Source organism: Vibrio sp. QJM3NY_21, from assembly GCF_057785975.1.
Map to the genome: position 1 here is coordinate 2,143,474 of NZ_CM173513.1, position 25,288 is coordinate 2,168,761.

The window sequence follows — 25,288 nt, forward strand, 5'->3', positions numbered from 1 at the left end:
AATGGATAAGAAAAAACAACGCAGCTTGAACAAGTGGCTTAAGCAACAGAGTAAGTTAGCGAAACGCTGGCTTATGATTGCGATTAGCCTTGGCGTACTTTCAAGCGTGTTCTTAATTGCTCAAGCAGCTCTTCTCGCCTCTATTCTTCACCAGCTGATCATCGAGAATGTCGATAAATCTGAACTGGTTGGTCATTTCGCAGGCTTGGCATTATCGGTCGTTGGCCGTGCTGGCTGTACATGGGGACGTGAAATCGCAGGTTATCGCTGTGGTGAACAAATCCGTGTCTACATCAGGCAACTCATCCTCGATAAGTTACGAGAGTTAGGCCCTGCTTATATCAAAGGCAAACCTGCGGGCACGTGGGCAACGCTGTTGCTAGAACAAGTAGAAGACATGCAAGACTTCTTCTCTCGTTACTTACCTCAGATGTCTTTATCGGTAATGATTCCATTCATTATTTTGGTTGTGGTGTTCCCGGTAAACTGGGCAGCAGGCCTGATCTTCTTGATTACTGCTCCACTGGTGCCGATGTTCATGGCGCTTGTGGGTATGAAAGCGGCCGATGCAAACCGTAAAAACTTCAAAGCGCTACAGCGTCTTTCTGGTCACTTTTACGACCGTCTTCAGTCGATGACAACCATTCGTCTATTTGACCGCACCAACGCTGAAACAGAAGTACTTAAAGGTGCATCTGAAGTGTTCAGAACGCGTACCATGGATGTGTTGAAAATCGCTTTCTTGTCTTCTGCGGTACTTGAGTTCTTCACGTCTATCTCTATCGCGATGACGGCGGTTTACTTTGGTTTCACCTACATCGGTGAGCTTAACTTCGGCCACTACGGTGCAGGCATTACGCTATTCGCAGGTTTGTTTATCCTTATCTTAGCGCCAGAGTTTTACCAACCTCTGCGTGACTTAGGTACTTTCTACCATGCGAAGCAACAAGCGGTTGGCGCAGCCGAAAGTATTGTCGAGTTCCTAGAAACAGACATCACTAAGGTTAAATCAGGCAACACTCAGCTCGATCCGGCTCAAGGCATCAATATTGAAGCTACCGACCTAAAAGTGTTAAGCCCTGAAGGTGTTCAATTAGTCGGTCCTATCTCGTTCGCATTGAACACTCGCCAATCAACTGCGTTAGTTGGCCCAAGTGGTGCGGGTAAAACGAGTTTGATCAACGCTATTCTTGGTTTCATGCCTTATGAAGGGAGCTTGAAAATCAATGGTATTGAATTGCGTGACCTCGACTTAGCCTCTTGGCGTAAAACCATTAGCTGGGTTGGTCAAAACCCATTGTTGTTGCACGGCAGCATTCGTGACAACGTCACCCTAGGTAAGCACGATATCGCTGACCAAGTTGTCGAGAATGCACTTGAGCAATCATTTGCTAGCGAATTTGTAAACGAGCACGGCTTGGATTACATGATTTCTGATCGCTCTGGCGGCCTTTCTGTTGGTCAATCTCAGCGTTTGGCTCTGGCTCGCGCAATGATTCAAGACGGTCAGTTCTGGTTATTAGATGAACCAACAGCCAGCCTAGATACTCGTAGCGAACAGTTAGTGATGAAAGGCATCAATAGCAACATTGAAAGCCGCACTGCCCTACTTGTGACGCACCAACTCGCTCCTCTTAAATCAGTCGATAATATTCTGGTTATGCGCGATGGTGGTCTGGTTGAACAAGGTCATTACTCTCAGCTTTCGACTGCGGGTGGTTTGTTTGAAGAGATGCTGAACGCGAACTTAGCTCAACAAGATAATAAGGGTAATTTAGATGCGTGATTTACTGCCTTACCTAAAACTCTATAAAAAGCATTGGTTTGGCCTATCGCTAGGCATGCTATTGGCTTTCGCTACTTTGTCGGCTTCTATTGGCTTATTAACTCTATCAGGCTGGTTCATTTCAGCTTCTGCGGTTGCTGGCCTTACTATTGCACGTGAAACCTTCAACTACATGCTACCGGGTGGTGGTGTACGTGGTTTGGCAATGAGCCGTACTGCGGGTCGTTGGGGTGAACGTGTTGTCAGCCACAATGCAACATTCAAACTGTTAACTGATCTGCGTATCTTCTTCTTCAAGAAGCTGGCTCCGCTGATCCCAGGTCGTATCTCAAACCTTCGTGATGCTGACCTTCTCAACCGCTTGGTTGCTGATGTCGATGCAATGGATCACGTGTACTTGCGCTTAGTAAGCCCAGTGACGGTGGGTGTGTTTGGGATCTTCTTCCTGACTCTATTCTTGATGTGGTTCGATAGTTCGCTTGGTTTAATCTTGGGTTCTATCCTTCTGATCATGCTAGTGGTTTGGCCGGTCTTGTTCTACAAATTGGGCAAACGTAACGGCGGTGAACTAACACAGAACAAAGCTGATCTTCGTGTGACTACGCTAGATTGGATTGAAGGCTACAGCGAACTGACTCTGTTCGGTGCAGAAGAACGTTACCGTAATGCGATTCTAGAAACACAGCAGAAGCTGATGGCGAATCAGTTTGTGAATGCTAACCTAACCGGTATGGCGTCAGCAGCTCTGATGCTGTTCAACGGTTTGACACTTGTTCTTATGCTTTGGCTTGCGGCTGACGGCGTGGGTGGTAATGCACCAGACCCGTTCATCGCGCTAATGGCATTCGCAACTATGGCAAGCTTCGAGCTGCTAATGCCAATTGCAGGTGCGTTCCAGCATTTAGGTCAGACTCTGTCTTCTGCGCGTCGCTTGAACGAAGTGATTCTGTCAGAGCCTGAAGTTCAGTTTGCTGAAGAGAAACTCGACATCAGCAAGCCGCTGGATATTACGTTCTCAAACGTGACGTTCAACTACCCTGATTCTGAGCGTAGTGTTCTGAACGCTGTTGACCTAACGATCCCTGCCACACACAAGGTTGCGATTGTTGGCCAAACGGGTTCGGGCAAATCGACTCTGATTCAGCTTCTGACTCGCTACTGGGATCCTAAAAAGGGCTACATCTCAATCGCGGGAATTGAACTAACACAATGGAACGAGTCACAACTGCGTGAATCAATCAGTGTAGTAAGCCAACGTGTCGACATTCTAAATGGCACTTTGCGTGACAACTTGTTGATTGCAAGACCAGAAGCGACCGATGATCACTTAGCGAATATCCTAAAAGACGTTGGCTTAGAAAAGCTGCTTGAGAATAACGCGCTTGATAGCTGGTTGGGTGACGGTGGTCGTCAACTGTCTGGTGGTGAGAAGCGCCGTATTGGTATCGCACGTGCGATTCTTCATGATGCTCCTATCCTGCTTCTAGATGAGCCAACAGAAGGCTTAGATAAGCAAACAGAACACAGCATCATGACGCTGTTCGAGAAGCACTTCGAAGGCAAGACGGTTATCTTCATTACGCACCGTTTGATTGGTCTAGAATCGATGGATTCTATCGTTCTGATTGAACAAGGCGAGATTGTAGAAAATGGTTCTCACGAGAAGCTATTAAAAGAAAAAGGACGTTATTTCCAACTTCGCCAGGCAATCTAGCTCCTCATAAGTTATAAAGAAAACCATTCAAAGCCCGAGTTTATACTCGGGCTTTTTTGTGTCTGTGATTCTAGTATCGAGCAGCTACCAACCGACAACCAATAGCTTCAATAAATAACAAGTTATTAATTTGTAAGCACCATCAATACAAAACTTACAAAGGCTTACCAAGAGCAAATGCCATTTCTTGTAACATGCTGGCTTTATAGCTTGCAGATAACTTGGTTCCCTATGGTATACAAACTCACTATTCCAACTCTTGTTCTGACTACGATGCTCACTGCATGCGGCGGCAGCGACAGCAATAACACTAGCGCGTCAAAGAATGTAATCGATGCATCAAGCGCAAAATCCGTTGTTAGCTTAGGAAGCAATTACACACTGCATTTCAGCGTGAAGTCGCTTGCTGCGGGTACAGACAAAAACGTGAACATTGATATTACTCAGTATGGTAATAATCTAAAATCTAGCGGCAGCTTCGCACAAGTTCACGGCGTTCCTGAGCGCAATTACAAAACTCAAAGCGATGCCGATATCACCTTCTCTGTAACGGCAACAGACTCAGCGGGTAAAACGTTCAACGTTGAAAACTTCGATATTTACTACGAAAACTTTAACTCAACGAGCACCCTTGAAAAGCTTGCTATTGCAGAAGTTGAAAACAACATAAATAACGTCATTCGATGGAAAAAATCGGACACCGTAACCATCAATAAGCAATTCATTCTTGATAATATTGGCGTCAAATTTAATATCGATCAAATGAGACCTATGAACCTCTATGTTCGTGTTGGCAACACCCTGAGCAATGGCATTCAATTTGTTCCATCCTTCGCTCAAAGTGCCTCAGAGACATTCTCACGAGTGCCTACAGCTGACTGTTCTGTTATCTCAAATACAACGGGTGAGCTGCTTACAAATGGCATCAAGCAACAAACTTGCGTAGAAGCTCATGGCTATAAGATCCCACTATTAATTGAAGACAAATCTGCAAACAATTCGGAAGCAAAGGTCGCTCATGTTAAGAACATCATGGAGTACTACCTTGATAGCTTCCCTGCTGAAGTGACTAAGGCAATTTACGACAGTAAAGCGACCATGGCATTCTTTTACGATAAAGATTGGTCTGACAGAGATGGCGGTGACTTCTTAGATGAAAATTACCGCTTCCAAGATCTGTTTGCAGAAGAGACTACCGTACCAACATCTAATGAAACTAAACCTCTGCTTAACTACCCATATCTTAGAGACGCTGCGTTTGAAGAGATCATTCACTTTGTTCACGATTACGGTGTGATGAACTTAGCGGTACAATCATCTTCATCGAAATGGGCAACGATGCAAAAAGAATTAGATGTATTAAATGAGAAAGCGATTCTCGCAGGTTCTTACTTTCCAAACGGAAAAGACTCGACTAAGGATGAAGCAGACTTAGATGCAGAATCTTATGACCAAGAGTACCTAGCCTATTCTCTGTATGCCTACTACGACCTTAATCATAAAGGTTACAGCGCTGATGAGTTAAGTTCTGCGACATTCACAGAGCTACAAGCGAACGACCCTGCGATGGTTAAATTTATGGCGCACTATTTCCCTACTCGTGCAGCACTTAAAGCTAAGTTCCCAGGTTCATAACTCTAACTAGCACGCACAAAAAAGCCGAATGTGATATTCACATTCGGCTTTTAAATAATGCTATTACAGATTAATCACTTAAAGCTTGAAGCGGCTGATTTCGCTTTCTAGCTCGTGAGACAGTTCAGACAGCTGAGCAGCTTGCTCTGCAGCTTGGTGTGCTTCATCTGCTAGCTCGTTAGATACGTCACGGATTCCCTCAGTGTTACGAGTAATCTCAGACGTTACTGATGCTTGCTCTTCTGCAGCAGAAGCAATCTGTGTCGCCATGTCACTAATGCGTTCAACAGCAGCGTGGATTTGCGTTAGGCTTGCAGCCGCTGAGTTCGCGTCATCAACACTGGTTTCAGCAAGACTACGGCTATCGTTCATGATGCTAACCGCTTTACCTGTTGTACCTTGTAGCAACTCAATAGTTTGCTGAATCTCTTGCGTTGAACCGTGTGTACGTTGGCTCAGAACTCGAACTTCATCCGCTACTACTGCGAAACCACGACCTTGCTCACCCGCACGTGCTGCTTCAATAGCGGCGTTAAGTGCAAGTAGGTTCGTTTGTTCTGCAATACCTTGAATGTTAGACAAGATAGCGTTGATGCTGTTGCCGTGCTCTTCAAGTTCTAGGATCACGTTAGTTGCGATTTGAACTTCTTGAGCAAGGTTTTGGATAGAGCTTTGAGTCTGTGTCACTTGACCAGTACCGTGCTCACACGCGCCAACGGCTTCAGATGAGTTCTGTGCAGTGTGGTCAGCGTTACCCGCGATCTCTTGTGTTGCTGCAGCCATTTCGTTAACGGCTGTTGCTACCATGTTGATTTCGTCTTGTTGCATTTGGATACGAGCACTACGTTCTTCAGCTTGAGAAGCCGTTTGACGTGCTTGGTTGCCTAGCGCAGCAGATACTTCGCTTAGCTTGATCACCATGGTGTGCATGTTGCCTACAAAACGGTTGAAGTTTTCAGCAAGCTTACCAATTTCGTCATCGCTCTTAGGCTCAAGACGTTGAGTAAGGTCGCCCTCACCTGAAGCAATTTCTTCAAGTGCCGCTGAAACACGGTTCAAATCGCGGAATAGGAAGCTCACTAACCAAGACACTAATACGATTACGATTAACGTAATAATGATAGCCGTTGTGATCAACTGAGTAAGTAGTGTTGAGTGGTTCGCTTCTTCTGTTGCTTTGTCCATCTGAACCGCGAAGATCCAGTTAGTGTTAGGCACCTTTGTGAAGTAAAGCAGCTTCTCAGCGCCGCGCTCTTTGATGATCTCGATGCTACCCGTACGCACTGCGTTCTCGATAATTGGCATAGAGATGTCGTTTGAAAGCTGGCTTACCGGCTTCAGGCTCAGTGCTGAGTCTGGGTGTGCTAGGAATGTGCCGTCAGAGGCATCAATTAGCATTGCGTAAGCATTGTCACCAACATCAAGGCTGATTACATCGTTCACTAGTTGGTCGATAAGTACGTCTGCACCCACTACACCAACAAGTTTGCCGTTATGACGCACAGGCTCTGCAATTGTTACTAGCAATGCTTTGGTGATTGCATCTTGGTAAGCCGTTGTGATGATTTGCTTACCTGCGGCGTTTGCTTCTTGGTACCAAGGACGTTGACGAGGATCGTAACCAGCGCGATTACGTTCAGGATGTGAACGGTACATTCCGCCTTCTGGAGTACCTAAAAAGATATCGTCAAAGCCACCCGCTACACGAGCTTGTTTAAGGAAAGGAACAACATCATCCTCTCGTGAAAAGTCATTAAATGCTGATGCGATATCGGTACGGATATCAATCCAGTTTTTAATACCTTCAGATGCTGCTTCTGATACGCTTTCAGCTCGTAGGTATACGCCATTACGAGTCTGTTCAAATAATTGGTTTGCTGACAACCAAGTCAACGCTGTAGCCATAACGACAACAGCAGATAGGCTAGCACCTATCAACTTCTGCTTTAGTGTTAGTTTCATGTCAAAGTTTCACGAGTGGTGGGAAATCTCGCGCATACTACCCAATATCAGTATTAAATTCGAGCGATTTTATAATTTAATAACGTAATATAATTTTAAGCAAACCATTGGCTTATCGAATGTCAATTACTTGGCTAATCGCCAAATTTAAGACGTTATTTTGAAGGTAATTCCATCGAAATATACTGTTCTCTAGACTGTAAAATAGATACAAAAAAGGCAGGAGAGTTTCCTCTTCTGCCTTTCTTTTTACTTTATATTCGACTTCAACTAAATGGAAAGTCGATTAACGATCAGTCTATCGTTTCTCGGTGCGCATACCCATTAGCAAGCTAACACACATCAGTAATAGAATGATGGTGAATGGCAATGCCGTCGAGATAGCACCCGCTTGTAGAGCCTGTACTGCTTCTGTACCGCCAACCCACAATAGAGCGACTGCAATCGCACCTTCAAGGAACGCCCAGAACACACGTTGAGGTACAGGCGTATCAACTTTACCACCTGCGGTGATGCTGTCGATTACTAGAGAGCCTGAGTCAGACGATGTAATGAAGAATACTAGAACTAAGATAACCGCAATGATTGATAGCAGCGTACCGAACGGTAGAGCATCAAACATTTGGAACATCGCTAGTGATACATCAGTCAAACCATCTTGACCAAGGATACCCACGTTATTCACGATTTGGTCAATCGCCATGCCACCAAATACTGACATCCAAATGATAGTAACAGTCGTTGGAACAATCAGAACCGCTGTGATGAACTCACGAACCGTACGACCTTTAGAAACACGCGCGATAAACATACCTACGAATGGTGACCATGAAATCCACCAAGCCCAGTAGAATACCGTCCAGCCGTGCATCCACGCTTCATCTTCACGACCATGAGGGTTACTCAAAGGAATGATGTTTTCAACGTATGCCATAAAGGTTGTTGGGATAGAACCTAAACTCACCGCATAGCCGATTAGAGCCACTAAGATAAGCAGTAGGAAAGCAACCAACATGTTGATGTTACTGATAACTTTAACGCCGCCATCAATACCGCGAAGCACTGACACGACCGCTAATAACGTTACTACGGTAATAACAACAACTTGTAACCCTAAGCCAGCCTCGATTCCGAAGACATGTTGAATACCACTTGCTGCTTGTTGTGCACCTAAGCCCAGCGACGTCGCCAAACCAAACAGCGTTGCAAGAACCGCCAGAATATCAACAATGTGACCAGCCCACCCCCACGCTCTATCACCCAAGATTGGGTAGAAAATAGAACGAATAGAAAGAGGCAATCCCTTGTTGTAAGAGAAAAACGCAAGTGACAGTGCTACTACGCCATAAATCGCCCAAGGGTGTAGACCCCAGTGATACATGGTTGCACCTAGCGCCAACTTAGCAGCTTCTGGTGTGTTTGGTTCAACACCTAACGGGGTTTCAAACCAACCCGTGAAGTAAGCAGCGGGTTCCGCCACACTCCAGAACATTAGGCCGATACCCATACCTGCGGCAAACAACATCGATAGCCAAGACATGAATGAGTAATCTGCCGTCGCATCAACACCACCAAGGCGGATTTTACCATACGGAGAAACAATTAAGCCTAAGCAGAAAACAACGAAAACATTACCCGACCAGATGAAAAGCCAATCAAACGAATTGATGATCTGGCCTTTAACGCCATCGAGTGCTGCCTTTGCTGAAGCGGTATCTGTAATCAGAATGCCGATCAGGAACAAAGCAATAAGTCCTGCACTGATACCAAATACTGGGTTATGAACATCAAAACCCCATTTTTGGACGTTATCTTGACCGACAGTGTAATCCGTACTGTCGATACTGTATTTATCTATACCTTTAGTCATTATCCCTCTCTACGGAATATTGATAGGGTCTGTTGACCTTACTATCCCTTACTTACTTGTGACTGAATCACAAATTCGAACACACGATCCAAGTAATACAAGCTGTTGTCACAATAATTCAAATACTTGGATGTCTGAAGTTTAGCAGGTTAACTTATTGTTTTCAGTAAACCAGAATCGGTTCGATGGGTTTTCATCCAATATTCACGTAATTACTCAAATTACTGACGAAAAAAAGGCCGAACAAGTCGGCCGTTATTTGAATAATACTTTTAACTCAAAGCATTTTGCTGCTTAACCAATTGATTTTCGGTACGCAAACCTAGCAATAAGCTTAGGCACATAAGCAATAATATGAACGCAAATGGTAGCGCCATTGATACCGTTCCAGCTTGCAGCGCTTGAATGGATTCCGTACCGCCAACCCACAATAGAACAGCTGCAATCGCACCGCCCATCAACGCCCAAAATACACGTTGAGGAACAGGGGCATCAACTTTACCGCCAGAAGTAATGCTGTCGATAACTAATGAGCCTGAATCTGACGAGGTGATGAAGAACACCATAATCAAACCAATCGATACTACAGAAAGCACAGAACTCATTGGCAGCGCATCATAAGTGTGGAATAGAGAAAGCGTAATATCTTGCAAACCATTCACGCCTATCTCACCCACCTTGTTCGCCACTTGATCAATCGCGATACCACCGAAAATAGCCATCCAGATGATGATTACTGTCGTTGGGATGAACAATACAGCGACGATGAATTCACGAATCGTACGACCTTTAGAGATACGCGCGATGAACATGCCTACGAATGGTGACCAAGACATCCACCAAGCCCAGTAGAATACCGTCCAACCCTGCATCCAAGTTTCATCATCACGACCATGAGGATTACTTAGAGGAATAAAGTTTTCAATGTAGCCCATTAGCGCGGTTGGGATTGCTTTAATACCCGCCATACCACCAGCGATCGTTACGAAGATAAGCAAGCCCAAAGCAACCAACATGTTGATGTTACTTAAAACCTTCACGCCACCGTTAATACCGCGAACCACTGACATTGTTGCTAAGAAAGTGACCACTGCGATAACAATCAACTGCATGCCAATACCACCATCGGTACCAAACACATGGTTAATACCACTGGTTGCTTGCTGTGCGCCTAGGCCAAGCGATGTTGCAAGGCCAAATAGCGTAGCCAGTACCGCGACGATATCAACAATATGACCAAACCAGCCCCAAGTTCTATCACCTAATAGTGGGTAAAAGATTGAGCGAATTGAAAGCGGTAAGCCTTTATTGAAGGTGAAGAAAGCGAGGGCTAGAGCAACAACAGCGTAAATCGACCAACCGTGAAGACCCCAGTTGTAGATGGTTGCACCTAATGCCAACTTAGCTGCTTCAGGAGAATAAGCTTCAACACCGAGCGGTGTTTCATACCAACCAGTAAAGTAAGCTACTGGCTCTGCAACACCCCAGAACATCAAACCAATACCCATTCCCGCGGCGAATAACATCGACATCCAAGATAGGTTGGAGTGCTCTGCTTTGGCATCATTGCCACCTATACGTATCTTGCCATACGGGGAGACAATGAGGGCAAAACAGAAAATAACAAAGATGTTTGCTGCCCACATGAAGAAACCATCGAAGTTACCGATGACTTTCCATTTTATTCCATCCAATGCTGATTTTGCGGTTTCAGGATCAGCGATCAAAAGTGCAACCAGGAAGATGATAATCGCTCCTGCACTGATTCCAAATACTGGGTTATGGACGTCAAAACCCCATTTCTGAACGTTATCTTGTCCTACTGTATAATCGGTATTTTCAATACTATACCTATCTTTTACAGGCTCCATGTTTCCTCTCTAATTTGTAGCGCACAGTTTGCAACATTGCATTCGGCGCTTAAATTTCGAAAAGAAGGATATCAACCTGTCGCAAAAATACTAAAAAAACCGCCAAAAATCAGGCATAAATTACAACTTTAGTAATTAAATTACACATTTAATGTAATTTAGCGTAAGATCACTCTACAAGCCCAGAATTAACAGCATATTTAGCTAGCTCTGCCGTAGAGTGAATATCCAGCTTATGCTTAATGTTTTGTCTATGAGTTTCGACGGTTCGGTAACTGATATTCAGCGCCTTTGCGACCTCTTTACTGCTCTCCCCTTTTGCGACTAATTTCAATACCGCTTCTTCACGCCTGCTCAATGGATTCTTCACAGATTGCGTGGGAGTAATCGGCTGAGTAAACAAATTCTGTGTCACTTTTTCACAAAAATAGGTCGAGCCTTGATTGACCGTTTTGATCGCCTGCACCATTTTTTCAGCCGAAATCTCTTTCAACATATAGCCGACTGCGCCCGATTGCATCACCTTCATGATGTATTCACGGTTGTTATGCATAGTCAGCATCAACACCTTCGCTTCTGGGTCTTCTTCTTTAATCAGATGGGTCGCATCAATGCCGTTCATGATAGGCATGCTGATATCCATCAACACCACATCAGGCCGCAGAGACTTAACGACCTCAACCGCTTCTAATCCATTACTGGCCGTACCTATCACGCTAATATCTGGCTCAAGTTCCAATCTCGCCATAAAGCCATCCAGTACCACTTGGTGATCGTCAGCGATCACAACTCGAATAACTTCACTCATTCATTAATCCCTCTAGTGTCAGTAACACTGTAATTTCCGTTCCAAGGCCAATCTCACTCATCAATTCAAAATCACCACCGATGAATTCCACTCGCTCTCTCATGTTACGCAGACCGATCCCTCGTTTTTCCATCGCTTTATAGGTGTTGAAACCGACACCGTTGTCTTGGATTAGAAGCTGTAACACGTTGCCAATTTGCTGTGCGATAACCGTTACTTTGGTCGCTTGTGCGTGTTTCTCTATGTTATTTAGGGACTCTTGCACCACTCGATATAAGGTCGTCGCGGCCTCTGATTTCAATTTTCCGGGCTGAGTACTAAACAAGGTTTCAACCTCAATGCCCGAGTGCGCCTGAAAATCTAATAACAACGAAGACAGAGCCGCTTCTAAGCCGATATCATCCAAAGAACTTGGTCGAAGTTGATGCGAAATATGCCTCACCTCTTCGATTGCCCGCATCAGTGAATGCTGAGACTTATTCAAGTGCGCCTTGAGATCTTCATTTTGTAACTTATTACCAAGTAGTTCTAAGTGGCAACGACTTGATACTAATAATTGATTAATACCGTCATGCAGCTCTCGCGCTAAATGCTTCTTCTCGTCTTCTTGGAACATCACTGTTTTATGGGCGAGCTCTTTTAAATTATTATCCGCGATTCGATGCTCGTGCATGTTGATGGCCAACGTCAGCACGATAATAACCGCCACGGTCACGCTTAAAATGACCACAATGGAAAAGAACGTGGTTTCAATATTCTTGTTGATTGCAGCCTGCATCGAAGCGACTTCTTGGTGCACGTCTTCAATATACAAACCCGTGCCAATCATCCAATCCCAACGCTCTAACCAAGCGGCGTAACTCAACTTGGAGACCACTTCCCCAGTCGAGGGCTTTTGCCACAAATACTGGTGGAATCCTCCTCCGGTTTGCGCCTCTCTTAGCAGAGCTTCGATCAGAAAGTCGCCATCTTCATCTTGTAATTGAAGTAGATTTTTTCCAATCAATTCCGGCTGTATTGGATGAACCAAATTGGTTCCGTGGCGATCATATGCGAAGAAATAACCATCAGAGCCATACCTAAGTTTAGACAATATGGTTCGAACTTCTTTTTTGGCTTGCGCTTCTTTGATATCGGGGTCGTTGTAGATGTGTTCAATGGCGTCGAATGCGAGGTCGACCGTGTCTTTAAGGGCGTTTTCACGCGACTTGATTAGGCTGTCCCTGAAGATCTCAACCTCTTTCGCACCCAACGTCTTGGTTTGGTGTAACGAGATCCAACTTATGCTCGCCGTGACCAGTAGCAACGGGAGTAGCGTCAGCAAAATCAGCTTAGCTTTTAGAGGCATTCCTTTCCCTCACAAAAAACGGCTTACTGAACATCAATAAGCCGTTTTACTTTAGCAATTTATAGATAGCCGTTGAAACATATCATTCACATTCTTGGCTTCACTCACATTCCATAGAAAGAAGGGAAAGCGAGAAGTGATCCAAGTACGAGGATTTGAATCAGAATGAACGGCATCACGCCTCGATAGATGTCTTTTGTGGTGACGCCTTTCGGTGCAACCCCTTTCAAATAGAACAAACTAAAACCAAATGGCGGCGTTAAGAAGGAGGTTTGTAGGTTCATCGCGATAAGGATAGCGAACCAAGTCATGTTGATGCCCATCAGTTCAGCAACAGGCGCAATGATCGGCACAATGATGAAACAGATTTCTACGAAGTCGATGAAGAAACCAAGAATCAAAATCACCAACATGGTAATGATCAAGAAGCCCCATTTTTCACCCGGCAACTGCAGCATCCACTCTTCAACCAGATAATCACCGCCAGTATAGGTAAACGCCATCGAGAATGCCGTCGCACCAAGCAAGATAGCAAAGACCATTGCCGTGACTTTCACTGTTTCTTTGGACGCTTCATACACCATCGACCAACTGAATTGACCGTACAGCAAAGCAAGTACCAAGGCACCCGCGCCACCTAATGCAGCTGACTCTGTCGGCGTGGCAACACCCGCGAAGATAGAGCCCAATACCACAATGATCAGCGCGAGTGGCGGTACGATAGCTTTCAGTGCATTGATGACTTCTTGTTTACGACTAATTGAGTCATCACGTTCAATCGGTTGAGCCGCTTCTGGGTTAAGTTTTGCGTATATCAAGATATAAACGATATACGCGCCCACCAACATTACGCCCGGCCAAATCGCCGCTTGGAACAAGTCCCCTACTGGCACACCGAGTACATCACCTAATAAGATCAGTACGATAGAAGGCGGAATGATTTGCCCTAACGTGCCAGACGCACAAATAGTGCCGCAGGCTAAGCCTTTGTCGTAGTTGTACTTGAGCATAACTGGCAACGAGATAAGACCCATGGCAACCACAGAAGCACCTACTACGCCCGTTGAAGCCGCAAGCAGTGAACCCACAAGTACCGTCGAGATAGCAATACCACCACGAACACCACCAAACAGTCGTCCCATTGACTCTAGCAACTGCTCAGCAAGCTTGGTCTTTTGTAGAACAAGCCCCATGAAAACGAACAATGGAACGGCCATCAGCACCGTATTTTCCATGATCGATTGAATTCGATATGGCATGAAGGCGAACATTTCGATGCCTTCAGCCCAAACACCAAAGATTAACGCGATACCACCAAAGGTGAACGCGACCGGGAAGCCAAGTAAAAGTGCAAACAAGGCTACGAAAAACATTACTATTCCAATCATGTTCAGCCTCTACTTATTCTTTGTGTGAGTATTGTTTGCATGCGTGTTATTTGCATGGATAAGGTGCGGATTAAAAATCTTATTCAGAGAATGCAGAATCAAACCGACGCCACTGACTGCCATCAAGAAAAACGACAGTGGGATCATCGCTTTAATGATCCAACGATACGGCAAACCACCGGGATCGCCCGACGTTTCACCCAGGTTATAACTCTCTTTGGCAACATCGATACCAAACCAAGCCACCAGCAAACAGAAAGGAAGCAGGAAGACAACGGTACCTATTAGGTCAATAATCGCTTGTGCCTTGAAGCTGAGTTGTTCGTAAAAAACATCCACTCGCACGTGGCCACCCGCTTTGATGGCATAAGGAACACCTAATAGGAAAACAGCTGAGAATAGATGCCATTCCATCTCTTGGAAGGCGATAGACACATCGTTAAAGGCGTATCGCATCACAACGTCATACACAACGTTAGCAACAAGAAGGATAAACAACATACTGGAAAGCCATCCCAGTGCATCACCGATACGATTAAATAGGCGTTCAATATAAATTAGACTTCGCATTCCCGACTCCATGGAATTTGAAAAAACATCGCGCCATAGAGCTAGTTCAGCTAAACAATTAGCGCTAACAATATGCTCGACGTAGAAAGGGTTCTTGGGATCTTGTTACAGGATTTATCCTGCTTAATTATTATGGTTAAAATGAACCCGCCGCTTAGTCACTCTTAGTTACCTAACAAGAACAGCTTTGGGTTCATTTAGCTTCAGTTCAACAACTGTCGATTATTTCGCTTGGCTATTTAGATAAGCTCTGTGTGAAATATCCGTCCATGAGCGCACTTGCTCTAGGTAGCTGGCTTGTGAAGCTTGGATCTCTTTCGCCAGCTCATCTTTCTCAGCATGTGCAGCAAGTAGGCGATCGTTCGCTTCTTTCAGTGCCGACATTACTTCTGGCGGGAAATCTTTAACTTGTACGTCTGGGTATTCTGTTTTCATTGAAACCCAGTTCTTGCCACTTTCGTGCGTTGCTTGTGTGTACATGTCGTAAGCCGCTGTACGCATTGCAACACGCAAGATTTCTTGTAGGTCTTCAGGAAGCTTGTTCCATGTACGTTTGTTCACTAGGAATTGAAGCTCTGAACCCGGCTCGTGCCAACCTGTGTAGTAGTACGGCGCGATTTTGTGGAAACCCATACGCAAATCAAGTGATGGACCCACCCACTCTAGCGCATCGATTGTGCGACGCTCTAAAGACGTGTAAAGCTCACCAGGGGCAATGTTAGTCGGCTTAGCACCTAGCTCCGCAAGGATCTCACCAGCAAAGCCTGGGATTCGCATTTTCAGGCCTTGTAGATCTTCAACGCTGTTGATCTCTTTTTGAAACCAACCGCCCATCTGGATATCCGTATTACCACCTGGGAACGACATTAGGTTGTGTGGAGAGTAAACCTGCTCCATCAACTCCATACCGCCACCGTGATAGAACCACGCATATTGTTCAGCTGGCGTCATACCGAAAGGCATAGAAGTGAAGTAAAGAGTGTTTGGAACTTTACCTTTCCAGTAGTAAGAGCCTGAGTGACCCATGTCGTATTGACCAGACTTAACCATGTCAAAAACGCCAAGCGGTGCTTTGTGTTTGTTTGCTGAATCGATTCTGATTTGAAGTCGACCATTCGACATCTTCTCAGCCATCGCAGCCATGTTTTTGGTTGCATCACCGAAAACAGGGAAGTTTGGTCCCCATGTTTCAGCGAGCTTCAAGCGATAAACCTTATCAGCAGCTGTGGCGCCAGTTGCGACCAAAGCTAAACAAGCCGCTGCAGTAACCGCAACGTTTTTAAAAACTCGTGTGAGGGAGTTAGAAATGAGACTCATGTTCACGTCCTTTTGTTGGATTAACACTCTTTCTGTGAGTATTTTTTATGGTTCAACATAAGAGTGCACCTTGATGAGGCAACTAGATATCAGGGAGAGCACGCACGACAGACCCACAAAAACTGCGTATTAGACCAAAGGATTACGTAGAACTACGTAGGAGATAATTGAGTTATGTCGGTTTTAAAGGACTTACTCTATTCATCAGGAGAATGCTTATTGATAAGTACCTAAGTATTAATAATTAAATATCGTTAACAATTGATTGCCATTTCGTGATCAGGCTCTATTCACACCACACATCAAATATGCACCTAAATGCATTAAGTCCATGAGAATCAAGGTTTCACAGAATCAGACGCCCTACTTTGGTGCTTACTGATTCGAAACATCGGACACGCGAAAGACAGAGGAATAACGGAAGGGGTCAGCCGATTGGAAATAAGGCTTCTGGGGCTAGGTTCGAATGCTAGGTATGAATATGAGTTTAGGGTTTTGGTTTTGGTTTTGGGATTAACATGATCCGCCAGATACAAAAAAGCCTCGAAAATCGAGGCTTAAAAACTTAACGAAGCGAATGTAATCCCACAGGATTAGATAGCTTTGTAGATAACCTTGTTACCTGCAAGTTGCTCTTTCGCTACTAGGTTTTCTTCAAGAAGTTTTTTCAATGCGCCTGTTGCCCATGAAGCTGCTTTCGCGTCTTCTTGACCAGCTGCTAGGCCGATACCTTTAGGGTTAATGCCTTCAGCATTGCTAACAACGATGTCTAGAACTTGTTGTTGCTTAGGAGTCAGTGCTACTGCAACTTCTTTAGTTGCTGCTACTGCTTTCTCTACCGCTGGTTTTGCTGCTACAGTTTTTTCTGCTACAACTTTCTCTGCGACAGGCTTCGCTTTTTTCGGCGTTGCCACTGCTTTAACTACAGCCGCTTTAGTGCGTTTCTGCAGTTTAGCCTGCACCTTACGCTTATGAGCAAGTCTCATTGAATATTTCTCCAGTTCACTGCTCTTTTCGCAGTGGTGAAAATTTGAAGCGCGATTTATACCAAAAAACAGGAGCTATTTGTAGAGTGAAGCGCCGAAAGTCGACGAAAAATACCGATATTGTCTACTAGCGTCTATTATTTAATCATCGACTTATCAATTCAGGGTCATATACACTGGTTATCCATCCAGACAAAAATATGAAAACTTGGTGTTGCCTATGGACACTCGTCACCTTACAAATTTCTCTTTGCCTTCGTTCACACGTTCGTACCGTATTCTGGCCGTTGTTTTAGGCTTCCTTTGCTTGATCGTTGCTCTGTACAGTGACAATCCAAAGTTACTGATCGTGGGTGCATTTTGCATTATTGCCCTACTCGGAACTGGCTATTATTTAATGTTGCGCAGCAGAGTGATGTTCACTCTCACACCGACTCATTTTCAGCAGCATTTTTATAAAGGTGGGTGGGTTTTAAAGTGGAGCAATATTGAAAAGATTGGCCTATGTACTTACGAACAAGATGGGTGGCATCAACCTCTTCCTTGGATTGGTATCAAGGTTAAAGATTACTCGCCCTACCTCGATTCAATTTGCCCTAAAATCACTTGCGAGTTATTGCTGAGCCAGCGAGCACTTTTGTATCTGGGCGCCAAGCAAGCGGGTAAAGAGTCAAACTTTGAAGATATGGTTCTCGACTCATCGCATTACCATGCGCGCTGCACTGAGAGCGGTTGTGTGGAACTGAACAGATATAAAGAGTCACAAAATACTGACGAGATTATCTTCAACGATAGCCAAACACAGACTAGCCCTAGTTCATCCCATGAATCGAAATCCCATAAATCGAATGCGAAAAACGCAGTGATTAAAGACTATTCCGGGTTACAGGCGATGCTTGCGAACAGGATGAAATATCAGAGGGGTTTCCACGGTTACGATATTTTCATATCAACTCAAGATTTGAATATGAGTGGAGAGGAGTTTATTGGACTTGCTCGACGCTACTTGGCGGCTGCCGAGCGTCTTTCTGATTAAAATTAAACAGGTTTAAAAATAAACTCGCACGCAATAAAAAAGCTTAGCTTTCATAGGAAAAGCTAAGCTTCATTTTCAATCAATCGCAACACGAATAATCGGCCGGATAATCAAATACTTAATTAGTACAGGGGCATTTCATCCGCGACAAACGGGTTTGATGCGCGTTCACGACCAAATGTCGATTCAGGGCCATGACCCGGAACGAATGTTACGTCGCTGCCTAGTGGCCAAAGCTTAGTCTTGATTGAAGCAATCAGCGTGTTGAAGTCGCCTTGTGGGAAATCCGTACGACCAATAGCACCGTTAAATAAAACATCACCAACAAACGCCATGCGCGCTTGCTCACTGAACAGTACAACGTGACCTGGCGTATGACCCGGAGTATGAATCACATCAATCACTTGGTTACCAAAAGTAACTTTGTCGCCCTCTTCCAACCATGTGTTTGGTTCAAAAGCTTTACACAATGGGAAACCAAACATCTGACTTTGATTCTCTAGGCCTTGAAGCCAAAAGTTATCGGCTTTATGCGGGCCAACAATGTTCACGTTCAAGATCTCAGCAAGCGGTACAGTGCCGCCAACATGATCTAAGTGACCGTGCGTCAGGACCAAGTTCACCACTTTAACACCGAGCTCTTCAATGATCGCAGCCAGCTGTTGAACATCACCGCCCGGATCGACAACGATGCCTTCCATTGTCTCATCACACCACACAATTGAGCAGTTTTGAGAGAAAGAGGTAACAGGGACAACTTGATACTTGAGAGACATATACAAACCTTAAAGGGCAAACTGAAATTTGGGCAAACTATGACATTGGATGTCTACTTTGACAAGTCCCTACCGTTTCGCTCGCAATCTAAGCTTAGCGCTACCAGCTACGAACTGGGCCAGTATCGATATGGATAAAGTTGCTACGTGCATAATAACCTACACCACCCGCATTCAGGCTTTTGGCTACGTCTCTTAATTCTTTTAGGTTGACGCCATCAATACGGAAATCAATCGCTTTACCCAACATGTGGTAGCTCTTCTTAGCTACGCCACTCGACTTAGAGCGCAATGCCTCATTGGTCGCTGGAGAGCGGTAGCCAGAGATGATCTGAACTTCTTTATGAATACCTAAGACATTTTGAATCTGAGTGATCTGATCAAACAGGTTCTTGTCCATTGGGTGAATTTCATTACGGCGGAAATCACGACATAGTTTGCTGAGGCGTGCCATCTCATCACCAACATAGTTAGTGCCATCGAAATAACAGGTCTCTAATCGTTCACCAGTGTGAAGATTGTTCATGCTAATCGTTCTTGGTTGATCAGGGTATGAAGCAAAAGCGATAGAAGGAGTAATTGAGGCGACAACAGCGGTACCACCAGCGTAAGTCAGAAACTGACGGCGTGAAAATAAACTTTGAGACATACAGCAAAAAAACCAATTAGATCGAACGAAAAATGCACGATACATAATGGTAATTGCTGCGTCAACGTACAAAAACCGCCCAAAAGGTTAGTATTTGTAACCTTTGCACGGTTAGTTATTGATCCACATTATAATTTTATCAATAGAAGCTTAGTTGTCATTTTTTGGTCAAGATCACCCTTATTGGCTTCACTGATAATTAACCACCCTCTTTATCATATTGATAGATGTCACCACGATACTGTATGCCCCCTTCTTCAAACAATACGGTTTGATAAATGATATGTACGGGGATTCGCTTCTTGAGTCGCACCTTAGTATTAGGTGCTAAGTCGCCACCTTGATTAGGAACCTTTCTGACCTTGGTCGCGAACAGTAACTCAGCCAGTTGTTCGGCATGTTCGACTCGTATACAACCTGAACTATAAGCACGAAAGTCGTCATTAAACAGACCTTTACTTGGCGTATCGTGCAAATAGATCGCACGCTTATTAGGTGTATTGAACTTGTACAAACCTAACGCATTACGCGAGCCGGCCTGTTGACGCATTCGATATGGGAACGAATTGAAATTAATGGTCTGCCAGTCAATATCTGTCGTATCAACCGTTTCCATCGTGCGCCAGCCGTCAATCACTTGGAAATTGTGTGTTTCTAGATAGCTTTCGTCCGCTTTCACCTTAGGCAAAATGTCTTTCACCATGATTTTCCATGGCACATTCCAAGTCGGATTTAGAATGACCGAATCTAGGTTTATCTCTAAAAGCGGCGTTTTTCGAGACTTTCTACCCACGACGACTTTGGATTCAAATACCTCTTCGCCATCTTCCCAATACTTCATATCAAAGCTGGGCACGTTAACCACGATGAGAGAATCTCGGTCTCTTGGCCACAAGCGAACGCGTTCTGCATTCAAAGCTAATGACGTCAATCGATCATCAAAGCTCATATTGATCCACTTGATCGTATCTGGCCCAATGATCCCGTCTGCCGTAAGGCCATGCATCTGTTGAAACGATTTAATTGCACTTTCTAGGTCACGATCGAACTTAGGAAAGTCAACAGCGACCAACGACGTGTCGACACCGACTAAAGCTATGCGTTCCACAAGAACAGCCTTGTCTGAAAGCTCATCGCCCAAGCGCTTTAAGCCTTTTTGTTTGTATCTTTCGATGGAAAGTTCCGATGCGGTTTCTAAGACTGAGTAGGTCGCCTTAAATTGGTCAAAATCCCCTACAGGCGGAGCGTAGGACAGCACCATCTCCAATAAATAATCATCGGAAACACTACTTTTTAATCTCATCAGAATATGAGGAGAAGGCGCGGGCAACTTGGAATGTAGCTTTCCAGAAAAATACCATTCCTTTCCCATTAGTGGTGCATTTTCAACGTAACTTAAGTAGTAGATGAAGGTATCGGTTAAAAGAACGTCCAACTCTTGCCATTGACCGCGGGATTGATACTGACGGATTTGTTTAAGTTGTCTATCAAAAAGCGGTGCCATTTGCGCTTGTTCTATAAGTGACAATTGGAATTCAAACGCCTTAACAAGTTCAGGCGAATCCCAAAGGATAGGAAGAGAAGAGTCTTGGTAAATGCTCTGGGTAAGCTCAGGATAAATGAGCATGAAAGAGAGTTCTGAATCAGCCGGGATAAATCGGCTCTCGTCAGAACTCGTATAGCTCCATGCATGCACAGAAACTAACACCAATAATCCACAGAAGTATTTCGCTAACATGCTTAACCCCATCACCAATCATCTCATAAGTATGGCAAAGAAATTGGAGTAAGCATGTTATTTTTTAAGGGGTTTTATGCATTAGACTGCACTCCAGTGGTTATCCCACTGGACGGATGATTGCTGACTGGATTTTTTATAAGGCTTGCGTTGGCTCACTACACTGCCCGCTCCAGAGCTGAGTCTAAACTCTCCATCAAGCAACACTGCACCAGAAGCATCTGATAAAGCAGACAGTTCCACTAGCTCTTTAGTCGCTTTAGACCAAATACCGTAACAATTCCCTCTTGGCGAAGTAGCGATAATCCAATCATCAGAAGCTGCGATACTCGCAATGTAATGATTAAACCTTGCCCATTGCTCTGGCTCTGCGTTCAGTGATTCAAACTGCCCGCCTTTGGTATGCATGGCCAACAACGAAGGATACTCGTCAGGCTCGCCACGATATTGCTGACCACAAAGTACGGTTTCAGCACCATCATGGGCTAAATGTCGAATGCTCAGCTTCTTGTCTAGCAATTCAACCTGATCAAGCAGCGCACCTTCAGATGAAACATAACTTAAACTCGGTTGCATTGAATCCAAGTTTTTCGGTGTTCTTCCGTCAGTATGAACGCCACCAACGCCAATCGCGAGATTTCCATCCGGCATGATGATCACTTCATGAGGGCCAATACCAAAACCAGTGAACTCCTCGACCTTACGATAACCTTGTGCGACATCGTAAACGCCAATCACCCCTTGGCTGCTGTCCGTTTTCCCTTCAGTGGCATACAGTAATTTACCATCTAATGAGTAAACGCCATGACCATAAAAGTGACGATTATTCCCTTTCACTACTAACTTGATTTGCTCACCGCTTTTATAGTCAAACACCATAAAATAGTCACCAGGACGACGAGCAAACACCACTGCATGCGATGAAGTTGGGCAAATCGCGACGCCATGGCCACGATCCGGGATCGGCAGTTGACTCAATGGCATTCCATATTCGTCAGCCACAACCGCTGAATATTGACCTCGCCCATTCAGCGCACAACCGATTAATTGAGGCTCACGAGATGAGCTCACAGCACCAGAGCGACTAGCACAGCCAAATGGAAGTACAGGAACAGCTGCACAACCCAGTGCAGCCTTGAGTAGCGTTCTTCGCGTAGTATCAGTCACCATCGGTAGCATTAAACCCTATTACCACGCCAAGCTCTATCGCTACTTCTTCATGAATCAGGTACTTCAAACGTTCTAGTTTGTTGTATTGAGTCAGCACATCTCGGTAGCCTTCTTTGCTCTGCAATAACTCAAACAAGCTTGAGTCTGTAGGCCATGTATCTAGCGTCAACGTGAACTGGTCAGCAACGCGATCAGCAAGGTCATTTAAGCCCTTTTCTCTTAACAAGCCATCAAGACCATTGCTATCAGCCAGATAAAGCTTTTGAAGTGCTGCTACATTCGCTTTTAGTTGAGTCATCGAGGTTTGTGCACGCCATGATTCTGAAAAATACGGACGCGGATGACCGATTTTCGCCATCGGACGACTCAGCTTTTTCATGCTGTAATCAAGTTGGTTGGTCAATAAAGCGATGTATTCAGACTCCCAACGAGTCTCATCTAGCGCTAACCAAGGGTTAACTTGCCATGCCTGTGCAATCGAAGATGACTTAACCGCTAAGTTTTCAGTAATCGCTTGCGACGATTGGCAACCTAACGCTTTGTCTTGAAGCAGTGGCGATTGCTCGTCATAAAGCGACCATTCCAACGCACCTAGCCCTTGAACGGTCACACTCTGCTGCGCGATTTCGTCTTGAGACCAAGATTTATCTTGCTGGGTCAACTGGCGCATTTTAAGACCAGTGGTGTTCTTTTTGTCTGGCCAGAACTGAACATTCCAGCTCTCTTCAAGCGCCGCTGTTGGGCCTCTTTCTTGGCCTTGTAGCGCCATCCAGCTGTTCATGGTGAGCTGCCACTGATTTTTCAATGCATCTAACTCAACATCATTGGTTTGGCAGTAACCCTGCATCAAGACTTCTAGCTCATTGGCTTGCTTGGCAAATAGGACGGCTGAATCAAACTCTTGTTGATAGACACTGCGACTGATGTGATCGGTCGTGTCTGCTTGATAAGACACACCGTTAACCTCAGATGAAGAGGCTTGCTCACCCGATGATTGGCAGCCTGCCATAATTAATACCGACAAAGGCATTAACAAAAATTTATGTGTCATGCTGTTACCTTACTTCCTAATTTTTCTTTTAATTATATGAGTTCATTAAATACGAAACGACCGCTGGCCTCGTATTCCTACAAGTTCAGCGGTGCTAAGTGGTTTGATAGCGGCTTTCTTAAGTCATTAGCCGTTAACTAAACTGAATGCAACTCAGCCTATAACGAGTTTAAGAACGCCAATAGCGCTTCACGCTCGCTGCTACTAAGAGCTAAAACGTTTTGTTTCGCCATTTCTGCTTCACCGCCATGCCAAAGCACAGCTTCCATAACATTTCTCGCACGACCATCATGAAGTAAGAACGTGTGACCATTCACTTCTTTGGTATAGCCTAATCCCCATAAAGGTGTTGTGCGCCATTCTTGGCCATTCGCAAGATACTCAGGACGGTTATCCGCTAAGCCTTCACCCATATCGTGCAGCAACATATCGGTATATGGGCTAATTAACTGCTTAGACAACGCAGGCAAACCTTCACGCTCTGCCGTGCGGAATTCAGCTTGGTGACAACTTTGACAACCCGCGTCTTTAAACAGCTTTTTACCCTGAACAACGACTGGATTGTCGACGTTACGACGAATAGGTACCGCTAGATGCTGCGAATAGAACTCAACAAAATCTAAGATGTTGTCGCTGACTTCTGGTTCTCCACCATTTGGAAAATCATCACAAGTTGATTGCGCTGATGTGCAGTTTTCATTCGGGAATAAGCGACTCGTTAAGCCCAAATCACCGTTAAACGCCGCCGCATTTTGCTGCATTAGGTTTGGCTGTCCAGCTTTCCAACCAAAACGGCCTAGAGCCATTTCGTTGGTTTGAACATCGAGAACATAGTTAGCTTTACCAGAAATACCTTGTTTGTCGGCCAATTGCTGATCAGCAAATCCAAGAATGGTTTCTTGCGGGATACTTTCAAGTAAACCAAGGCCAATCATTGGTGGCGCAACGCGCGCAGAAAATTCAGTTTTAGGATGCATCTCGCCAAAAGCAAGTTCAGTAATTTTTAAAGTAGGTTTACGCAGAGTAACGACGGTACCATCTTTAAATTCAACAGGAACATCGGTGTAACTGATATTCACTTTACCCTCTGGTTTAACACCTTGAAGCGCGAAATCTTGTAGCTGTCCACCGTAAGTCGGTTCTGGAATGCCACCATCGCGAATAAAGGCTTGTCTCTGCTCTGGCGTTTCAGCCGGAATGCTTAAACGAACCAACATGGATACTGCGTTCTCATCGCCCTTTTCTGGCGCGTGACCACGACCATCTTTGATGTGACAGTTTTGACAACCGTTGGTGTTGAATAGTGGGCCTAACCCATCACGCGCATCGGTTGATGAGGGTGCAGGTACCCAAGGATTTCTAAAGAAGCTGTTACCGACACTGAAATCCAAGCGTTTGCTCATTGGTAGATTGGCTGCAGGAAGAGAAAAAGCATTCGCTCCCTCTTTCTTCACAGTCGTTTTACCACCAGAGTAAGTTTCATGGGCATGTAATGGCGATAAGAAAAACAGTGCGGTTAATAGTGAGGCTGATAGATACGACTTCATACATTGCCTTGCTGTGTTTTTGATTTTAGTTTTTATTTGGGAGTAACTTTCATGAGTAACAAACAA

At 44.8% G+C, this 25,288-nt stretch carries 19 protein-coding genes; 4 read left to right on the plus strand and 15 right to left on the minus strand.

Translation table 11 applies throughout. The features are described from left to right. Position 1: 1 nt before the first annotated feature. The 3 genes from cydD (at position 2) to AC3CID_RS09480 (ending at position 5,135) form a co-directional block, all read left to right on the plus strand. On the plus strand, positions 2-1,786 hold the full coding sequence (gene cydD, locus AC3CID_RS09470) for a heme ABC transporter permease/ATP-binding protein CydD (protein ID WP_099165423.1): 1,785 nt from the start codon (positions 2-4) through the stop codon (positions 1,784-1,786). After that, the gene (gene cydC, locus AC3CID_RS09475; RefSeq protein WP_488526464.1) at positions 1,779-3,500 is read left to right on the plus strand and encodes a heme ABC transporter ATP-binding protein/permease CydC; all 1,722 of its coding nucleotides are present in this window, start codon (positions 1,779-1,781) and stop codon (positions 3,498-3,500) included. The genes cydD and cydC overlap by 8 nt, the downstream gene beginning before the upstream one ends. A 231-nt stretch (positions 3,501-3,731) precedes the next feature. Further along, entirely contained in the window at positions 3,732-5,135 is a 1,404-nt protein-coding gene (locus AC3CID_RS09480; protein WP_488526465.1) for a hypothetical protein, read from the plus strand. 78 nt (positions 5,136-5,213) lie between these two features. Here the strand turns inward: AC3CID_RS09480 and AC3CID_RS09485 are convergent, their stop codons facing one another. The 9 genes from AC3CID_RS09485 to AC3CID_RS09525 all read right to left on the minus strand — a co-directional run bounded on the left by AC3CID_RS09485 (position 5,214) and on the right by AC3CID_RS09525 (position 17,255). Beyond that, complete coding sequence (locus tag AC3CID_RS09485) at positions 5,214-7,097, minus strand: methyl-accepting chemotaxis protein (RefSeq protein ID WP_065204816.1); 1,884 nt, start codon at positions 7,095-7,097, stop codon at positions 5,214-5,216. A gap of 298 nt (positions 7,098-7,395) precedes the next feature. Beyond that, positions 7,396-8,967, minus strand: coding sequence for a BCCT family transporter (locus AC3CID_RS09490; RefSeq protein WP_017093820.1), 1,572 nt, complete (start codon positions 8,965-8,967; stop codon positions 7,396-7,398). A 272-nt stretch (positions 8,968-9,239) separates the two neighbouring features. Further along, entirely contained in the window at positions 9,240-10,838 is a 1,599-nt protein-coding gene (locus tag AC3CID_RS09495) for a BCCT family transporter (protein WP_054547371.1), read from the minus strand. A gap of 169 nt (positions 10,839-11,007) precedes the next feature. Then, positions 11,008-11,646, minus strand: a complete 639-nt coding sequence (locus AC3CID_RS09500) for a response regulator transcription factor (RefSeq protein ID WP_017072956.1) — start codon at positions 11,644-11,646, stop codon at positions 11,008-11,010. After that, the gene (locus AC3CID_RS09505) at positions 11,639-12,994 is read right to left on the minus strand and encodes a cache domain-containing protein (protein ID WP_017078693.1); all 1,356 of its coding nucleotides are present in this window, start codon (positions 12,992-12,994) and stop codon (positions 11,639-11,641) included. Before AC3CID_RS09505 ends, AC3CID_RS09500 begins: the two co-directional genes overlap by 8 nt. 104 nt (positions 12,995-13,098) lie before the next feature. Beyond that, positions 13,099-14,382 carry a TRAP transporter large permease gene (locus AC3CID_RS09510; protein ID WP_017083881.1) on the minus strand — a complete coding sequence of 428 codons (1,284 nt, stop codon included), beginning with the start codon at positions 14,380-14,382 and terminating at the stop codon, positions 13,099-13,101. 9 nt (positions 14,383-14,391) lie between these two features. After that, the gene (locus tag AC3CID_RS09515) at positions 14,392-14,964 is read right to left on the minus strand and encodes a TRAP transporter small permease subunit (protein WP_050546411.1); all 573 of its coding nucleotides are present in this window, start codon (positions 14,962-14,964) and stop codon (positions 14,392-14,394) included. 210 nt (positions 14,965-15,174) lie between these two features. Then, complete coding sequence (locus AC3CID_RS09520) at positions 15,175-16,269, minus strand: TRAP transporter substrate-binding protein (RefSeq protein WP_017060957.1); 1,095 nt, start codon at positions 16,267-16,269, stop codon at positions 15,175-15,177. A gap of 593 nt (positions 16,270-16,862) precedes the next feature. Continuing rightward, positions 16,863-17,255 (minus strand): hypothetical protein, encoded by a 393-nt coding sequence (locus AC3CID_RS09525; RefSeq protein ID WP_004733388.1) that lies wholly within the window; start codon positions 17,253-17,255, stop codon positions 16,863-16,865. Positions 17,256-17,475: 220 nt separating this feature from the next. Here AC3CID_RS09525 and AC3CID_RS09530 point away from each other — a divergent pair, with 220 nt between their 5' ends. Further along, complete coding sequence (locus tag AC3CID_RS09530; RefSeq protein ID WP_488526466.1) at positions 17,476-18,291, plus strand: DUF2982 domain-containing protein; 816 nt, start codon at positions 17,476-17,478, stop codon at positions 18,289-18,291. A 122-nt stretch (positions 18,292-18,413) separates the two neighbouring features. Here the strand turns inward: AC3CID_RS09530 and AC3CID_RS09535 are convergent, their stop codons facing one another. The 6 genes from AC3CID_RS09535 to AC3CID_RS09560 form a co-directional block, all read right to left on the minus strand. Beyond that, entirely contained in the window at positions 18,414-19,067 is a 654-nt protein-coding gene (locus AC3CID_RS09535; RefSeq protein ID WP_004733386.1) for an MBL fold metallo-hydrolase, read from the minus strand. A 100-nt stretch (positions 19,068-19,167) separates the two neighbouring features. Further along, positions 19,168-19,716, minus strand: a complete 549-nt coding sequence (mepK, locus tag AC3CID_RS09540; protein WP_065204824.1) for a peptidoglycan L,D-endopeptidase MepK — start codon at positions 19,714-19,716, stop codon at positions 19,168-19,170. A 199-nt stretch (positions 19,717-19,915) separates the two neighbouring features. After that, the gene (locus AC3CID_RS09545; RefSeq protein ID WP_488526467.1) at positions 19,916-21,454 is read right to left on the minus strand and encodes a L,D-transpeptidase family protein; all 1,539 of its coding nucleotides are present in this window, start codon (positions 21,452-21,454) and stop codon (positions 19,916-19,918) included. An 81-nt stretch (positions 21,455-21,535) separates the two neighbouring features. Continuing rightward, positions 21,536-22,624 (minus strand): DUF1513 domain-containing protein, encoded by a 1,089-nt coding sequence (locus AC3CID_RS09550; RefSeq protein WP_488526468.1) that lies wholly within the window; start codon positions 22,622-22,624, stop codon positions 21,536-21,538. Further along, positions 22,614-23,675: an imelysin family protein gene (locus AC3CID_RS09555; protein ID WP_488526469.1), complete on the minus strand. Its 1,062-nt coding sequence runs from the start codon at positions 23,673-23,675 to the stop codon at positions 22,614-22,616. The genes AC3CID_RS09550 and AC3CID_RS09555 overlap by 11 nt, the downstream gene beginning before the upstream one ends. 158 nt (positions 23,676-23,833) lie before the next feature. After that, positions 23,834-25,222 (minus strand): di-heme oxidoreductase family protein, encoded by a 1,389-nt coding sequence (locus tag AC3CID_RS09560; RefSeq protein ID WP_488526470.1) that lies wholly within the window; start codon positions 25,220-25,222, stop codon positions 23,834-23,836. Between the last annotated feature and the right edge of the window lie 66 nt (positions 25,223-25,288).

Coding starts and splice junctions, on each gene's coding strand:
- mepK (WP_065204824.1), bottom strand. CDS start 19,716: ATGTCTCAAAGTTTATTTTCACGCCGTCAGTTTCTGACTTACGCTGGT.
- cydC (WP_488526464.1), top strand. CDS start 1,779: ATGCGTGATTTACTGCCTTACCTAAAACTCTATAAAAAGCATTGGTTT.
- AC3CID_RS09525 (WP_004733388.1), bottom strand. CDS start 17,255: ATGAGACTTGCTCATAAGCGTAAGGTGCAGGCTAAACTGCAGAAACGC.
- AC3CID_RS09500 (WP_017072956.1), bottom strand. CDS start 11,646: ATGAGTGAAGTTATTCGAGTTGTGATCGCTGACGATCACCAAGTGGTA.
- AC3CID_RS09485 (WP_065204816.1), bottom strand. CDS start 7,097: ATGAAACTAACACTAAAGCAGAAGTTGATAGGTGCTAGCCTATCTGCT.
- AC3CID_RS09515 (WP_050546411.1), bottom strand. CDS start 14,964: ATGGAGTCGGGAATGCGAAGTCTAATTTATATTGAACGCCTATTTAAT.
- AC3CID_RS09480 (WP_488526465.1), top strand. CDS start 3,732: ATGGTATACAAACTCACTATTCCAACTCTTGTTCTGACTACGATGCTC.
- AC3CID_RS09495 (WP_054547371.1), bottom strand. CDS start 10,838: ATGGAGCCTGTAAAAGATAGGTATAGTATTGAAAATACCGATTATACA.
- AC3CID_RS09520 (WP_017060957.1), bottom strand. CDS start 16,269: ATGAGTCTCATTTCTAACTCCCTCACACGAGTTTTTAAAAACGTTGCG.
- AC3CID_RS09505 (WP_017078693.1), bottom strand. CDS start 12,994: ATGCCTCTAAAAGCTAAGCTGATTTTGCTGACGCTACTCCCGTTGCTA.
- AC3CID_RS09545 (WP_488526467.1), bottom strand. CDS start 21,454: ATGTTAGCGAAATACTTCTGTGGATTATTGGTGTTAGTTTCTGTGCAT.
- AC3CID_RS09490 (WP_017093820.1), bottom strand. CDS start 8,967: ATGACTAAAGGTATAGATAAATACAGTATCGACAGTACGGATTACACT.
- AC3CID_RS09555 (WP_488526469.1), bottom strand. CDS start 23,675: ATGACACATAAATTTTTGTTAATGCCTTTGTCGGTATTAATTATGGCA.
- AC3CID_RS09535 (WP_004733386.1), bottom strand. CDS start 19,067: ATGTCTCTCAAGTATCAAGTTGTCCCTGTTACCTCTTTCTCTCAAAAC.
- AC3CID_RS09560 (WP_488526470.1), bottom strand. CDS start 25,222: ATGAAGTCGTATCTATCAGCCTCACTATTAACCGCACTGTTTTTCTTA.
- AC3CID_RS09530 (WP_488526466.1), top strand. CDS start 17,476: ATGGACACTCGTCACCTTACAAATTTCTCTTTGCCTTCGTTCACACGT.
- cydD (WP_099165423.1), top strand. CDS start 2: ATGGATAAGAAAAAACAACGCAGCTTGAACAAGTGGCTTAAGCAACAG.
- AC3CID_RS09550 (WP_488526468.1), bottom strand. CDS start 22,624: ATGGTGACTGATACTACGCGAAGAACGCTACTCAAGGCTGCACTGGGT.
- AC3CID_RS09510 (WP_017083881.1), bottom strand. CDS start 14,382: ATGATTGGAATAGTAATGTTTTTCGTAGCCTTGTTTGCACTTTTACTT.